We start from the raw sequence: 15947 nt of genomic DNA on the forward strand, positions 1-15947 counted from the left end.
AGCCCGACACCAGGACGACCAACGTGCAAAACCACAGAACCTGCCAGAGGGCAGATCCGCACGCCTTAGCCAGGAAATAGCAATATGGGCCTGTTTCGTCTGTTGTTCTGGATCATTCTGATTGCTGCGGCGTTCTGGCTCTGGCGCCGCCTGACAAGCAAGCCGAAGGCGACCAGCAAACCGCAACAAACCACTGTGATGATGGTCCGCTGCGCTCACTGCGGCGTGCATCTGCCACGCGAGCAAGCGCTGCAGAACCATGATCAGTGGTACTGCAGCCAGGGACACCTGGAACAGGACAACCAGTCAGGTGGGAATTGAGCGCCTGACGTTTTTGGGCCACCAAGGCCAGCGAATCCTTCGCCTCTACCACCTCTATCGCGTCGCGATCGGCCTCGTGCTGGTGCTGCTCATCAGCAGTGATCTGCATAGCGACCTGATGCGCATGATCAACCCAGCGGCATTCCACTATGGCGCCTGGGCCTACCTGATACTCAACATTCTCATCGCCGTACTGCTGCAAAGCCCTAAGCGGGAGCTGCCGATTCTGGGCCTCGCCCTGCTGGACGTCGTGCTGCTCACGGCGTTGTTCTATTTTGCCGGCGGCACGCCCAGTGGGATCGGCAACCTGCTGATCGTCGCGGTCGCCATCGCCAACATACTGCTACATGGACGCATCGGTTTTTTCATCGCCGCGGTTGCCGCGACCGGGCTCATCTATCTGACGTTCTACCTCAGCCTCAGCGATCCCTCCACGGGCAGTCAATACGTCCAGGCCGCGGCGCTGGGAACGCTCTGCTTCGCCGCTGCGCTACTGGTGCAAGGTCTGACGCGGCGGCTGCAGGTCAGCGAAACCCTGGCGCGCCAGCGCGCGGAGGAAGTCGCCAACCTCGAAGCGCTTAATGCACAGATCCTGCAGCGTATGCGCACCGGAATACTCGTGCTGGACCAAGCGGAACGCGTGCTGCTCGCCAATCAAGGTGCGCTCGACCTGCTTGGCCAACAATCACTGGCTGGAGAGCGACTGGCGCCACGCTGCCCGGACCTGATCAAAGGACTGCAACAATGGCGCGACAACCCAACCCTGCGCCCGCGTAATTTCAAGGCAACGCCCAATGGCGCCACGCTACAACCGAGCTTCGCCATCCTGCAGCACGGAGTGAAACAGGACACGCTGGTGTTTCTCGAGGACATCTCTCAGATCGCACAGAAAGCCCAGCAGCTCAAGCTCGCATCCCTTGGCCGCTTGACGGCAAGCATCGCCCACGAGATCCGCAACCCGCTCGGCGCAATCAGCCACGCCGCTCAGCTGCTGCAGGAATCAGAAGTTCTGGACGCGGCGGATCTGCGGCTCACGCAGATCATTCAGGACCATTCGCGGCGCATGAATCTGGTCATCGAAAACGTGCTGCAGCTGTCGCGCCGGCGCCAGGCCGAGCCACAATTACTGGACCTGAAATACTGGGTGCATCGGTTCGCCAGCGAGTTTCGTGAGAATTTACCGCCCCATCAGCACGTGCACGTGGAAACCCGCGGCAGCTCGCTGCAGACCCGCATGGACCCGAACCAGCTGATCCAAGTGCTGACCAATCTCGTGCAAAACGGCCTTCGCTACAGCGGCCAGATGAACGATCAAGCACAGGTGTGGCTACAGCTGTTCCGCGACGAGTCCAGCGATCTGCCAGTGCTCGAAGTGCTCGACGACGGCCCAGGCGTGCCAACCGACAAACTGCAGAATATTTTCGAGCCTTTTTTCACGACAGAGAACAAGGGCACGGGTCTTGGCCTCTATATCTCGCGAGAGCTATGCGAAAGCAACCAGGCTCGTCTGGATTACCGAGAACGAGCCGAGGGCGGCAGTTGCTTCCGTATCGTCTTCGCGCATCCGCGCAAGCTGACCTGACGAGGCGGCACGGGTCACACATCCGCCAGGTCGCGGTACAAAGTACGCGCTGTAGCGTTAACATTGCCGACTCCGCGCCACAACCGAAAGACCGAGACCATGACCGCCCGCCAAAAAGCGCTGATCATCGATGACGAACCCGATATCCGGGAACTCCTGGAGATCACCCTCGGGCGCATGAAGCTGGACACCCGCAGCGCCCGCAATCTCAAGGAAGCCCGCGAGTGCCTGGCGCGCGAGCATTACGACCTGTGCCTGACCGACATGCGCCTGCCCGACGGCTGCGGACTGGAGATGGTGCAGTTCATCCAGCAACAGTATCCACATCTTCCTGTGGCGATGATTACCGCCTACGGCAGCCTCGATACGGCCATCGGTGCGCTCAAAGCCGGTGCTTTCGACTTTCTCACCAAACCGGTCGACCTTGGCCGGCTACGGGAACTGGTCAACACGGCGCTGCGCCTGCGCGCGCCGAACCCCAATGATCTGAGCGTCGATAGCCGTCTGCTCGGCGCCTCTCCGCCAATGAACGTGCTACGCAAGCAGATCGGCAAGCTGGCACGCAGTCAGGCGCCGGTCTACATCAGCGGTGAGTCCGGCAGTGGCAAGGAATTGGTGGCGCGGCTGATCCATGAGCAAGGTCCACGTCACGAGCGCCCGTTCGTTCCGGTCAACTGTGGCGCGATTCCATCGGAGCTGATGGAGAGCGAATTTTTTGGCCATAAGAAGGGCAGTTTCACGGGCGCGGTGGAAGATAAACCGGGCCTGTTTCAGGCCGCTGATGGCGGGACCTTGTTTCTCGACGAAGTGGCCGACCTGCCCCTTCCGATGCAAGTGAAACTGCTGCGCGCGATTCAGGAAAAAGCCGTCCGCTCGGTCGGCGGAGCGAAAGAGGTCGTGGTGGACGTACGGATTCTCTGCGCCACCCATAAGGATCTCGCCAGCGAAGTGGCGGCCGGCCGTTTCCGTCAGGACCTCTACTATCGGCTCAACGTCATCGAGCTGCGCGTACCGCCGTTGCGGGAGCGCCGCGAAGACATCGCCCAATTGGCCGAAGCCATGCTCCGCCGCCTCGCCCGGGAATGCAACGACACGCCGGCGCGACTACATCCCGACGCAGTGGCCAAACTGCAGAGCTATCGGTTTCCCGGTAACGTTCGCGAGCTGGAAAATATGCTGGAACGCGCCTACACGCTTTGCGAAGGCGATGAGATCAAGCCCAGCGATCTGCGCCTAGCAGACGCACCCGGCATGTCGGAAAACGGCGAAGCGAACCTCGCGCAAATCGACAACCTCGAAGACCACCTCGAGGATGTCGAACGCAAGCTGATCATGCAGGCGCTGGAAGAAACCCGCTGGAACCGCACCGCAGCCGCTCAACGGCTGGGCCTTTCGTTCCGCTCCATGCGTTATCGGCTGAAGAAGCTCGGGCTGGATTAAGCCAAGCTGGAAGCTGGAAGCTGGAAGCTGGAAGCTGGAAGCTGGAAGCTGGAAGCTGGAAGCTGGAAGCTGGAAGCTGGAAGCTGGAAGCTGGAAGCTGGAAGCTGGAAGCTGGAAGCTGGAAGCTGGAAGCTGGAAGTCAGCATGGCTGGCACTGAAGTCCCGTCAAGTACTTGCCCGCTTTTACCTCAAGCTTCTGACTTCCAGCTTCAAGCTGCTTCTTCTACCCCTGCGACAGCAGCATGCGCAGATCAATGATCGCCGCATTGGCACGCGAGATGTAGTTCGCCATCACCAGCGAATGATTCGCCAGCACGCCATAGCCGCTGCCATTGAGCACCATCGGGCTCCAGAGCGGCTCCTGTGCGGCTTCGAGTTCACGGATGATCTGCCTGACGCTGATCGTCGCGTTCTTCTTGGCCAGCACATCAGCGAAGTCCACTTCAATGGCGCGCAGCAGATGTGACAATGCCCAAGCCTGCCCACGCGCCTCGTAGAACACGTTATCGATCTGCAGCCAGGCGGTTTCGACGCGCTCCTCCTCGAGCACTTGTTGTACGCCTTCACGCTCCAGCTCCGGGGCTACCTGGGCATCCAGGCGTACCCGACCGACGCTGGCCGACAGCCGCTGGGACAGCGAGCCCAGCCGAGTACCGACATCTCCCAGCCAGTTATTCAGATTATCGGCACGCGAATAAAACTGCGCCTTGGGCGCTGGGTCGCTCAAGCGCGCCAGGTAACGGTCCAGATAGCGAATGCCGTTGCGGTATTCCGATTCGCTGGCAGGCAGCGCCCAGCTGCGATTGTCGAAATTGAACAACGGCTCGGCCTTGGACAGGTCGGCATCCTCGGTCGATTGGGATTGTGATCGTGCAAAGTCCTTGCGCAACGCTCGGCTGAGATCACGCACCTGAACCAGGACCCCGTATTCCCAGCTGGGCATGTTGTCCAGCCACAGGCCGGGCGGCGCGACGTCATTAGTCAGGTAACCGCCTGGCTTGTCCAGCAGGGTGCCGGCAACTCGCTTGAGGGTCTCGACCGTGGTGTAGCCATTGACGATCTGCTGCTGCGAAGCATCGGCTGTATGCTGAACATGCTGCTGCACCGAGAAACGATCAGGCTCGGAACTCCAGTACCAGCCCACCAGCAACGCAACCAGCAAATAGACTGCAATCACTGCGACGAGCGCCAGTACCAGGGGATTGCGAGTCGCGCCGTCCGTCCTGGCTGTGCTTCCCGACGAGCCGAGACGGCCGAAGCGGTTCTTCCAATCCAACATGGGGTCTGTCCTTCTTCTCAAAATGCAAAGATTCGACCATCGGTCGCCAAGAGCGTTGCGGCAGGCGAACCACTATAACGCAGCCGATACACCCAAACCTCATAATGAGAACCAAGCCACCGACATACATTCTGTCGATCGACCAGATCAGTGGTAGCATGCGGCCACCATCGCGCCCTCTCAGAAGACTGCCGCAGCGGGCCCAGGAAACCGAAGATGTCGGACCAAGAAGAACTCAAACAGCACTTCGCGCAACGGGTCATCCACCAGGCACGAGAGGTACTCGAAGTCTGGCAGCAGCTGCAACGCAGCGAATGGAACGATCACTACCGAACTGCCCTTGCCGATGCCAGCCAACGGCTGCGGCGATTTGCCGAACGATTCGAACAGACCGAGCACCGACAACTTGCACTCGCTATTGAGGAGTGTCTGAGGGATATCAAGGAAAACCGCGGGCGCTTGTCGAGCGACACCATCGCCACCCTCAGCCAGCTGATCTATCGCCTCGCCCGTACCGGCCTACGTCATAGCGACCCGCGTGGGCAGTCCGGCTATGTCCCCGCATTGAGCAAGCCTATCTACATCGCACTGGAGGACAACGAGCGCGCCAATCACGTGGTCCGTCAGCTCGAGTTCTTCAGCATGGCCGCTCAGGCTTTTGCCAGCGACGAAGCATTTCGTGCCGCCATGCATGAGCGCCACCCCGCAGCCCTAATCATGGACGTCGACTTCAATGGGCCGGGCGAAGGGCTGAAACTCGCCGAACGCGTGCAACTGGGCCTGGAAGAGAAACTGCCGTTGATATTCTTCAGCCACGAGGAGACCGACACGCCCATGCGCCTGGCCGCCGTGCGCGCCGGCGGCCTTGAATTTTTCACCGGTACCATCGATGCATCGAGCCTGTTGGAAAAGGTCGAAGTGCTTACCCGTACCGCCCACTACGAACCCTTTCGCGTACTCATCATCGACGACTCGCGTGCCCAGGCGACACATACCGAACGCGTATTGAACAACGCCGGAATCATTACCCAGACGCTCAACGAACCCATTCAAGCCTTCACCTATCTGGCTGAATTCCAGCCGGATTTGATTATCTTGGACATGTACATGCCCGAATGTCTGGGCACCGAACTGGCCAAGGTCATTCGCCAGCACGAACGCTACGTGAGCGTGCCGATCATCTATCTGTCGGCCGAAGATGATCTCGAAAAACAACTCGATGCGATGAACGAAGGTGGCGACGACTTCCTGACCAAGCCGATCAAGCCCAGCCATTTGATCGCCACCGTGCGGACTCGCGCCGAGCGGGCACGCAATCTCAAGGCACGCATCGTTCGCGACAGCCTGACCGGGCTGTACAACCACACGCACAGCCTGCAGTTGCTCGAAGACGCCGCCTCACGAGCCCGCCGAGACGGTCAGCCGCTGTGTTTCGCCATGATCGATATCGATCATTTCAAAAAGGTCAACGACAGCTACGGGCATCCCATGGGCGACAGAGTTATCAAAAGCCTCGCCCTGTTCCTGAAGCAGCGCCTGCGCAAGACTGACCATATCGGCCGCTATGGTGGAGAGGAGTTCGCTGTGGTGCTGCCGAACACGGATATCGAAAACGCGGCAAAGGTGCTCGACGAAATCCGCCTGCGCTTTGCCGAAATCCGCTACCCGGCACAACCAGCCGATCTGTCCTGCACCTTCAGTTGCGGCATTGCCGAACTGACTCCCGGCGCCAGCACCCGGTCGCTTACCCAGCGGGCTGACGAAGCGCTCTACCGCGCCAAACACGGCGGCCGTAACCGAGTCGAGCGATACACCCTGTCACATGGATGACATCAAATAGCCATACATTGCTGACCTCCCTACCATTCGGAGGTCAGGATGCGTCTGAAGTCGCTCACCACAGTCAACACATGCCTGCTCGTTGCGATCTGCCTCGCCTTGGGTATCACGCTCTGGTGGTCTGAGCGCGAACTGCAGCGCCCTTATCAGCTGATGGATCGTTATCTTGGGCTTTCTCAGCGATTCGAGCATCAGGCCGCTGACAATATCCATGACTATCTGGCTAGCGGAAACGCCGTCAGTCACAGCGCGGCGATGCAGGCACTGGAAGGGCTCTCAGCGGAGGTGGAAGCCCTACCGAACCAGTTTGCCGACCGCCTAAGACCTAGCCTGGAGCAGCTCGAGCGATACACTGCCAACGAGCTGCTGGCCGCCGGCAAGCTCGCTGGCGACCCCCAGGGCCTGCTGCTACAAGCCGAACGGGAGATTGCCGGCACATTGGCGCAGCTTCATCGATACACAGTGCAAAGTTCTCAAACGGCGGCACATTCCTACCAGGCACCGCTGTTCGAGGCCAGCCGTCAGCTGCTGCGCCTCAGCCACGCGCGCGGAAAGCTGGTAAGCAGCAGCCAGGACGAACTGGCGATGGAGGTGAATCAGGTACTGCAGGCGCTGAGCAAGGAGGCGGACACGCTCAATGCGCTGCCTTTGCTGGGCATCGCAACCGAACAGCGCACGGGCGCCAGCGCCTTCGCCGCATTACTGAATCTCGAACAGGAGCAGTCCGAGCGGGCCAGTGAAGACCAGGGCATCGCTCTCAGGCGCGACTTGGTCGGGCTAATCAACCGCTACCCTGCCGAGCTTCAGCGAACGCGGGAACAAATCCAACAACGCAGCGAACTGATGACCAGCAGCACGCAAAAAATCGCTGCGCTGCAGCTGGCCCTCGCCGAACTGGAACCGGTAATCCGCGCCGAACATGGACGTATCCAATCGGAGGTTCGCATCATCCAGGGCACCATCATCGCCCTGATCTTACTGGTCGCGCTCGCCATTGATCGCTTGCAGCGCCAGTTGACGCGCTCGTTGGGGCAGCTCGCGCCGGCGCTTTCGGCATGGGCCCGGGGCGATTTCGAAAAGCCCGTCGAGCTCGACACCAGAACACCTGAAATGATCGAGATCGGCACATCGCTCAACCAACTGCGCAGCTATCTGCTCACGCTGGTCGGAACGCTGCGCCAGCACGCACAAGAGGTCACTGGCAACAGCCGCAGCCTGGCGGATATGAGCAGCGACCTGCACCGAAGCGCCAGCCGCCAGAGCAGCGATACCGCTCAGATACGAGACGCTCTTGGAGAACTGGAAGCAACCATTCAGGAAGTCGCCAATGGCGCCGAACAGACAGCCGACGCCGGCCGCGCCGCTAGCCTGGCCGTCAACCAGGGACAGGACGTCATCGGCAAGAGCCTGACGGGACTGCATAGTTTGGTTAGCGAAGTGCACGGCAATGCCCAAGCCATTGAGCACCTTGCCGATGAAACCGGTACCATCGGTAAGGTGTTGATCGTGATTCGCTCGATCGCCGAGCAGACCAATCTACTTGCGCTGAACGCCGCGATCGAGGCGGCCAGAGCAGGCGAGCAGGGCCGTGGCTTCGCCGTGGTCGCCGATGAAGTTCGCACCCTGGCGCAGCGCACCAGCGGCGCTACCGAAGAAATCCAACTGCTGATCGGCAATTTGCAAAAAGCCGCCCATCAATCCGTAGAGGCCATGCGCATCCAGGTCGATCATGCCGAAGCCACCGCCCTGCTGGCCGAAACAGCCGATTCGGCTTTGGATCAGATCGTCGTCACCATCGGCTCGATCGAACGCATGGCGGCGCAGATCGCCCATGCCACCGCACAGCAGAGCGAGGCGGTGAGCGAAATTCGCGGTCACAGCGAACGCATCCATCAGTTAGGGGATAGCAACCTGACGCATATCGGTCGCGGTCGCGAGCAAAGCGAACAGATGCTGCGCCTAGCCAGCGAACTGAACCAGGCGACACTTGCTTTCAAGAGCTGAGAGCGCCACCGGACCATCGAAGCTGGGGTGGCGACAACCTCAACGCGGCGCGGCGGGACGCTGCGAAGGTTTACGGCTCTTGCCGGATGGCTTTCCAGCACCGGCCGCGGCCTTGCGTCGCGCTTCAGCAGCGGCCTTGGCCTGCTCGCGCTTGTCCCAGGCATTGCCGTCGTGGCTGCGCGGCGGCAGGCCGTTGTGCTGGGTTAGGATTTTGCCGCCCTGCCCGGCCTTCTTGCTTCCCACCGGCGTGGAATTCTTGCGCCGTGCGCTCTGGTAGCCATCCGCTGCCGGCTGATGCACAGGAATCAGTTGGTGCTTGCCGGACCCGATCAGATCGGCGCGCCCCATGCGCTGCAGAGCTTCGCGCAACAGCGGCCAACCCTTAGGATCGTGGTAGCGCAGGAAGGCCTTATGCAAGCGGCGCTGCTCCTCGCTCTTGACGATGGTGACGCCCTCGCTTTTGTAGGTCACCTTGCGCAACGGGTTCTTGCCGCTGTGGTACATCGCGGTGGCCGAGGCCATAGGCGAGGGATAGAAGGCTTGCACCTGATCGGCACGGAAGCCGTTGGCCTTCAGCCATAGGGCGAGGTTCATCATATCCTCGTCGGTGGTCCCCGGATGCGCGGCGATGAAGTACGGGATCAGGTACTGCTCCTTGCCCGCCTCCTTCGAATACTTCTCAAACATCCGCTTGAAGCGATCGTAGGAACCGATGCCCGGCTTCATCATCTTGTCCAGCGGGCCGCGCTCGGTGTGCTCCGGGGCGATCTTCAGATAGCCGCCGACATGGTGGGTGACCAGCTCCTTTACGTATTCCGGCGATTCCACCGCCAAGTCGTAGCGCAGGCCCGAGGCGATCAGGATCTTTTTCACACCCGGTAACGCACGCGCCTTGCGGTACAGCTCGATCAACGAGCTGTGATCAGTATCGAGGTTCTCGCAGATACCCGGGAACACGCAGGACGGCTTGCGGCAGTGCTTCTCGATGTCGTGGCTCTTGCAGGCCAGCCGGTACATATTGGCGGTCGGGCCGCCGAGGTCCGAGACCACGCCGGTGAATCCCGGCACGTTTTTCATCTCCTCGATCTCGTGCAGGATCGACTCGTGCGAGCGGCTCTGGATGATGCGTCCCTCATGCTCAGTGATCGAGCAGAAAGTGCAGCCGCCAAAGCAGCCGCGCATGATGTTCACGGAGAAGCGGATCATCTCGTAGGCGGGAATCTTCGCACCGCCATAAGACGGGTGCGGGACACGCGCGTACGGCGAAGCGAAGACGTAGTCCATCTCTTCGGTGGTCAGCGGTATTGGCGGCGGATTCAGCCAGATGTCGTGATCGCCGTGACGTTGCACCAGCGCACGGGCGTTGCCCGGATTGGTCTCCAGATGCAGCACGCGGTTGGCATGGGCGTACAGCGCCGGATCGTTTCGCACTTTCTCGAACGACGGCAGACGGATCACCGTCCTGTCGCGTTCAACCTTCGGGTTCGGCAGCAACTGGACGACCTTCGGCTCGTTCGGATCCTCGGCAGGTCCCTTGTCCTTTTCGATGGCGCAGGCCTGAAGATCCTGGGTGCTGACGTAGGGATTGATAATCTGGTCGACCTTGCCGGGCCGGTCGATCCGGGTCGAATCGATCTCGTACCAATCTGGAGCCGGGCTCTTGCGGATGAAGGCGGTACCGCGCACATCGGTAATCTGCTCGACCGCTTCGCCACGCGCGATGCGCTGGGCCACCTCGACAATGGCACGTTCGGCATTGCCATAGAGCAGGATATCCGCAGTCGCATCCATCAGGATCGAACGGCGCACCTTGTCGGACCAATAGTCATAATGCGCGATGCGCCGCAGCGAGGCTTCGATACCGCCCAGCACCACCGGCACGTGCTTGTAGGCTTCCTTGCAGCGCTGGCTATAGACCAGACTGGCACGGTCCGGACGCTTTCCAGCCAGGCCACCGGCCGTATAAGCGTCGTCTGAACGCATTTTTCGATCGGCCGTGTAGCGGTTGATCATCGAGTCCATGTTGCCGGCTGCGATGCCGAAAAACAGGTTCGGCTCGCCGAGCTTCATGAAGTCATCTTTGCTGTGCCAGTCCGGCTGACTGATGATGCCAACGCGGAAACCCTGGGCTTCCAGCAGCCGCCCGATGATCGCCATGCCGAACGACGGATGGTCGACGTAAGCATCACCGGTGACGATGATGACGTCGCACGAATCCCATCCGAGCTGATCCATCTCCTCCCTGCTCATCGGCAGGAAAGGCGCCGGGCCGAAACACTCGGCCCAGTATTTGGGATAGTCGAACAAGGGCTTGGCAGCGTGCATGGCGAAAAACCGGGCAACGAAAACGGGCGCGGAATATAGCACAAAAAATGATCAGGAAGGCCCAGCGCAGAGGTCGGATTTCGTAGGGTGGATGTCGTGTTACATCCGCCATTCCGCCGGTGGATGAGCTTCGCGTCATCCACCCTACGCGGCTGGAGCGTGGGCCACCTATCCTGTAGGGCCGAATTCATTCGGCCAGCGGATTTCGCAACGGCCGAACAAGTTCGGCCCTACGCATCAGGCCGGCAGTCGAGGGGGCTTTAACCGAGGTATCTGCGCGGCACCCGCCGCGTCACCTTGGTGAGCAGTTCGTAACCGATGGTGCCGCAGGCGTGGGCCAGTTCGTCGACCGGCATCTGCGCGCCCCAGAGCTCGACCGCATCGCCGATGGCCGCATCGGGCATATCGGTCAGGTCTATCGCCAGCATGTCCATCGACACCCTACCTACCAGCGGTACGCGCTGACCACGAACCACGACCGCCGTGCCCGATGGTGCATGACGTGGATAGCCATCGGCATAACCACAACTGACTGTGCCGATACGCGATGGGCGCTGCGCTATCCAGGTCGCGCCATAACCGACGCTTTCGCCGGCCGGCACTTCGTGCATAGCAATTACTTCGGCGTTCAACGTCATGGCTGGCTGCAATCCCAGCTCGACGGCACTGCGCTCGGCAAACGGCGAGGCGCCATAGAGCATAATGCCGGGGCGCAACCAATCCATGTGCGCCGGGGCCAGCGTCAATACGGCTGCGGAGTTGGCAAAGCTGCGCTGGTCGAAGGCGATGTCCTGCAGCCCCTGATAGCTTTCCAGCTGGCGCTCGGTCAGCTGATGCATGTGTTCATCGGCGCAAGCGAAATGGCTCATCAGATTCAGCTCCGCCACCTGCGGCGCAGCACGCAAACGCTCGGCCCAAGACCTCAATTCAGCCGTATCGAAGCCTAGTCGATGCATCCCTGAATCGAGCTTGAGCCAGACATTTAGCGGGCGCGTCGTCGCGCAATCCAGAAGCCGCTGCGCCTGTTCGGCACCCTGCACCGAGATATCCAACCCCCACTCCATCGCCGCCCGGCAATCCTCTAGATCGAAGCAACCTTCAAGCAGCAGCACGCGTGCTTCGGGCGCCTGTTCCCGTACGATGCGCGCTTCCTCGACGCTGCACACCGCAAAGCCATCGGCTTCGGTGCGTAACGCCGTCACTACCGACGCCGCGCCATGCCCATAGGCATCGGCCTTGACCACAGCAAAAGCCCGCCGCCCCGGCGCGCAACGTTTCGCAAGGGCGTAGTTGTGACGGATGGCGGCCAGATTGATCGTGGCAACGAGGGGGCGCATGGGAGGGTTCCTGGCAACGAAGGGAAGTGGAATCTTAGGCTGAACCGCTGGAAGCTGGAAGTCAGCTCGGACGCTGATCACCAAACACAGTCAGGCTTTTATACTTTTACTTCAAGCTACCAGCTTCAGGCCTCAAGCTACCCCTTACCTACTCATCATCAAACTGGTAACTACCCGGCGCCAGGTTCTCGAAGCGGGAGTATTTGCCGAGGAACGCCAGCCGCGTGGTGCCGATGGGACCGTTCCGCTGCTTGCCAATGATGATTTCGGCCACACCCTTGTATTCGGTTTCCGGGTGATACACCTCGTCCCGGTAAACGAACATGATGATGTCGGCGTCCTGCTCGATAGCGCCGGACTCACGAAGGTCTGAGTTGATTGGGCGCTTGTTGGGTCGCTGCTCAAGGGAGCGGTTAAGCTGCGAGAGTGCGATGACTGGACAATTGAATTCCTTGGCCAAGCCTTTCAGCGAGCGCGATATCTCGGAAATCTCGTTGGTACGGTTGTCGCCACTGGAGCCAGGGATTTGCATCAGCTGCAGATAGTCGACCATGATCATGCCGATCTCCCCATGCTCCCGAGCCAGACGCCGCGTGCGGGCGCGCATTTCCGATGGTGAGATGCCTGCGGTATCGTCGATGAACAACTTGCGGTCGTTGAGCAGGTTCACCGCAGAGGTCAGCCGTGGCCAGTCGTCGTCGCTGAGCTTGCCGGTCCGCACCTTGGTCTGGTCGATCCGGCCAAGGGAGGCCAGCATACGAATTACGATGGAGTCCGCGGGCATTTCCAGCGAAAAGACCAGGATCGCCTTGTCGGAACGCAGTGCAGCGTTCTCCACAAGGTTCATCGCAAAAGTGGTCTTCCCCATGGAAGGACGACCGGCAACGATGATCAGGTCAGCCGGTTGCAGACCGCTGGTGGCCTCGTCCAGATCAGCGAAGCCGGTCGACAGCCCGGTAATGTCCTCGCCAGCATTGAACAGCGAGTCGATCCGGTCGATGGCCTTGACCAGAATGTCGTTGATTCCTATCGGCCCACCCGTATTGGGGCGAGCCTCGGCAATCTGGAAGATCATCCGCTCGGCTTCGTCGAGAATTTCATCGCCCGTCCGCCCCTGCGGTGCGTATGCGCTGTCGGCAATGTCATTGCTGATACCGATCAGCTGACGCAGCGTGGCACGCTCACGAATGATTTGCGCATAGGCCTTGATGTTCGCCACGGACGGGGTGTTCTTGGCCAGCTCACCCAGATAGGCGAGCCCGCCGACCTGCGACAGATGCCCCTCTTTATCCAACTGCTCGGACAGCGTCACCACGTCGAACGGCGAGTTGCGCTCAGCCAGCGTATAGATGGCACGGAAGATCAGCCGGTGATCATGGCGATAGAAATCACCATCTGACACCTGGTCAAGCACACGCTCCCAGGCATTGTTATCCAGCATCAGTCCCCCAAGCACGGCCTGCTCGGCCTCGATGGAATGAGGCGGCACTTTGAGCGCGGCGGTTTCCAGGTCGTATTGCTGGGGCACACTGATGTCGTTCATGGCACTCGGAATTCTTTGACGTTCAGAAAGACAAAAGGCACGTTCCACTCGCGTGGAAACGTGCCCGATGTTACCCGTCAGGCACCAGTGGTGCCAGACGACGGCCAGTATCAGCCAGCGATCACGATCAGCTTCACGGTCGCTTCAACGTCGGTGTGCAGGTGCACAGCCACGTCGTACTCACCAACCTGACGGATGGTGCCGTTCGGCAAGCGGATCTCGCTTTTCGCAACTTCGACGCCGGAAGCGGTGAGTGCGTCAGCGATGTCATGAGTACCGATCGAGCCAAACAGTTTGCCCTCATCGCCCGCAGTAGCGGTGATGGTGACTTCCAGTTCAGCCAGCTGAGCAGCGCGAGTTTCGGCAGAGGCCTTACGATCGGCAGCAGCTTTTTCCAGGTCGGCACGACGAGCTTCGAACTCGGCGATGTTGGCCGGGGTTGCAGCGGTAGCCTTGCGCTGCGGCAGCAGGTAGTTGCGACCGTAACCAGACTTGACGTTTACCTTGTCGCCCAGGTTACCCAGGTTTGCGACTTTTTCTAGCAGGATGACTTCCATTTGAGTCTTACCTCTTAACTTTTAACCTTCACCGTTCGCAGGTCCCGCATCGTCATCACGAGATGCCCGACCGCGAAAATCAAACAAACTGTCGACAATAGCCATGACGGCCAGTAACGGATAAATCAACTGCATGAACAGCACCAGCGTGACGTAAAGCCCCACCAGCCAGAACCGCGACATCCGATTCTTCGCCACCAGCCCGTGCACCAATGCAATACCGGCAAACGCCAGCGGAACACTGCACAGCGGAGCCAGCATCGCCATCTGCACACCAAGGCTTGGCCCTAGCAACATGCCCGCTAGAAGCACCATCGCCGGTACCGGCGAAAAGCGCAGCGCCCGGAACTCGAGTCCGAAGCCACCCGGGTTGTACAACAACGCTTGCCAATAACGTCCGAGCATCAGACTGAGCAGGGTGATTATCTGCAGCAGCGCTGCAAGCAATCCGGTTAGAACCGGTATCAGCAATGCCCCCAAGCGGGTCTGCTCTTCCACCGAGAGCTGCTGATAGGCCTCCGACAGCATGTCGGGCAGCACTTTCTGCAACTCGGTGGCGAGCGCCGCGATCGGCTCGCCGAAAACGATTCCAAGCGCCCAGGCATACAACACCCCGAGCCCCACACTGCACAACATCACTCGAGGCCAGGAGCTCCGGTTGCGCAACAACAACGCCAACCCGAACGATCCCAGCAGTACCAGCAGCGTGCGTGGATCCCCGAAATACCACCAGGCCAGTGCGGGCAATACAGCCCAGACCAATACGCCTAGCGCGTCATTCAGACCACGACGCAACAACACCAGGCTTCCTGCTGCAGCACATAGCCAGAACAACATCGGCAACGCCGCAGAGCCAGCCACTACAACAATCGCCTGCATACGGCCGCGCATGATGAAGTCAGCCAGGGCACGCATGCGATCTATCCTTTACGTCTGTCGAACAGCTCGATCAACGGCCGTGGCTGTCGGTGTAGGGCAGCAGGGCCAGGAAGCGGGCGCGCTTGATAGCGGTAGCCAGCTGGCGCTGATAGCGTGCTTTGGTTCCGGTGATACGGCTAGGAACGATCTTGCCGGTTTCGGAAATGTAGGCTTTCAGCGTGTTGAGATCCTTGTAGTCGATCTCTTTCACGTTTTCTGCAGTGAAACGGCAGAACTTACGACGACGGAAAAAACGTGCCATGAAATAGGCTCCTCAATAGGTCCGTGGATTACTCGTCAGCGTTGTTGTCGCGGCTGTCGCTGTCGCTGTCATTTTCGTTGACAGAGTCAGATTCAGGGCGATCACGACGCTCACGGCGCTCGCTACGGTTTTCCTCAGCCTTGAGCATCTCGGACTGTTCAGTCTCGGCTTCATCGCGACGAATGACCAGGTTACGGATGACGGCGTCGTTGTAGCGGAAGTTGTCTTCCAGCTCGGCCAGAGCCTTGCCACTGCACTCGACGTTCAGCATCACGTAGTGGGCCTTGTGGACGTTGTCGATGGCGTAAGCCAGCTGACGACGACCCCAGTCTTCCAGGCGATGGATCTTGCCACCGTCCTCTTCGATCAGCTTGGTGTAACGCTCCACCATGCCGCCAACCTGCTCGCTCTGGTCGGGATGGACCAGAAAGATGATTTCGTAATGACGCATTGTTGCTCCTTACGGGTTGCAGCCTGCCGCAACGCGCGGATCAGGCAAGGAGTGAATGAGTATGTTGTCTTGCCTGCCAGAGAGGCGCG

At 60.1% G+C, this 15947-nt stretch carries 13 protein-coding genes; 5 read left to right on the top strand and 8 right to left on the bottom strand.

Annotated features, from left to right (window positions below):
• Positions 1-84: 84 nt before the first annotated feature.
• The 3 genes from NA647_RS11955 to NA647_RS11965 all read left to right on the top strand — a co-directional run bounded on the left by NA647_RS11955 (position 85) and on the right by NA647_RS11965 (position 3343).
• Complete coding sequence (locus tag NA647_RS11955; RefSeq protein WP_256048417.1) at positions 85-321, top strand: PP0621 family protein; 237 nt, start codon at positions 85-87, stop codon at positions 319-321.
• Positions 311-1903 (top strand): sensor histidine kinase, encoded by a 1593-nt coding sequence (locus tag NA647_RS11960; RefSeq protein WP_256048418.1) that lies wholly within the window; start codon positions 311-313, stop codon positions 1901-1903. The genes NA647_RS11955 and NA647_RS11960 overlap by 11 nt, the downstream gene beginning before the upstream one ends.
• 99 nt (positions 1904-2002) lie before the next feature.
• A complete protein-coding gene (locus NA647_RS11965; RefSeq protein WP_256057895.1) occupies positions 2003-3343 on the top strand; it encodes a sigma-54-dependent transcriptional regulator in 1341 nt (446 codons plus the stop codon).
• Positions 3344-3566: 223 nt separating this feature from the next.
• On the opposite strand, the gene NA647_RS11970 is transcribed toward NA647_RS11965, so the two are convergent.
• Positions 3567-4622: a DUF2333 family protein gene (locus NA647_RS11970; RefSeq protein WP_256057896.1), complete on the bottom strand. Its 1056-nt coding sequence runs from the start codon at positions 4620-4622 to the stop codon at positions 3567-3569.
• 216 nt (positions 4623-4838) lie between these two features.
• Here NA647_RS11970 and NA647_RS11975 point away from each other — a divergent pair, with 216 nt between their 5' ends.
• Positions 4839-6452, top strand: a complete 1614-nt coding sequence (locus NA647_RS11975; RefSeq protein ID WP_256057897.1) for a response regulator — start codon at positions 4839-4841, stop codon at positions 6450-6452.
• Between the two features lie 48 nt (positions 6453-6500).
• Positions 6501-8465, top strand: a complete 1965-nt coding sequence (locus NA647_RS11980) for a methyl-accepting chemotaxis protein (protein WP_256057898.1) — start codon at positions 6501-6503, stop codon at positions 8463-8465.
• Between the two features lie 39 nt (positions 8466-8504).
• Here the strand turns inward: NA647_RS11980 and NA647_RS11985 are convergent, their stop codons facing one another.
• From NA647_RS11985 to rpsF, 7 genes are all read right to left on the bottom strand, one after another.
• Complete coding sequence (locus tag NA647_RS11985; protein WP_256057899.1) at positions 8505-10790, bottom strand: YgiQ family radical SAM protein; 2286 nt, start codon at positions 10788-10790, stop codon at positions 8505-8507.
• A gap of 260 nt (positions 10791-11050) precedes the next feature.
• Positions 11051-12127: an alanine racemase gene (alr, locus tag NA647_RS11990; RefSeq protein WP_256057900.1), complete on the bottom strand. Its 1077-nt coding sequence runs from the start codon at positions 12125-12127 to the stop codon at positions 11051-11053.
• Positions 12128-12275: 148 nt separating this feature from the next.
• Entirely contained in the window at positions 12276-13670 is a 1395-nt protein-coding gene (gene dnaB / locus NA647_RS11995; RefSeq protein WP_256057901.1) for a replicative DNA helicase, read from the bottom strand.
• Between the two features lie 110 nt (positions 13671-13780).
• Positions 13781-14227, bottom strand: a complete 447-nt coding sequence (rplI, locus tag NA647_RS12000) for a 50S ribosomal protein L9 (RefSeq protein ID WP_256057902.1) — start codon at positions 14225-14227, stop codon at positions 13781-13783.
• A gap of 21 nt (positions 14228-14248) precedes the next feature.
• Positions 14249-15142, bottom strand: coding sequence for a hypothetical protein (locus NA647_RS12005; protein WP_256057903.1), 894 nt, complete (start codon positions 15140-15142; stop codon positions 14249-14251).
• Between the two features lie 34 nt (positions 15143-15176).
• Positions 15177-15407, bottom strand: coding sequence for a 30S ribosomal protein S18 (rpsR, locus tag NA647_RS12010; RefSeq protein WP_019340128.1), 231 nt, complete (start codon positions 15405-15407; stop codon positions 15177-15179).
• Between the two features lie 28 nt (positions 15408-15435).
• Positions 15436-15858, bottom strand: coding sequence for a 30S ribosomal protein S6 (gene rpsF / locus NA647_RS12015; RefSeq protein WP_131649791.1), 423 nt, complete (start codon positions 15856-15858; stop codon positions 15436-15438).
• Positions 15859-15947: the final 89 nt, after the last annotated feature.

The organism is Stutzerimonas stutzeri (genome assembly GCF_024448985.1).
GTDB lineage: Bacteria > Pseudomonadota > Gammaproteobacteria > Pseudomonadales > Pseudomonadaceae > Stutzerimonas > Stutzerimonas stutzeri_AP.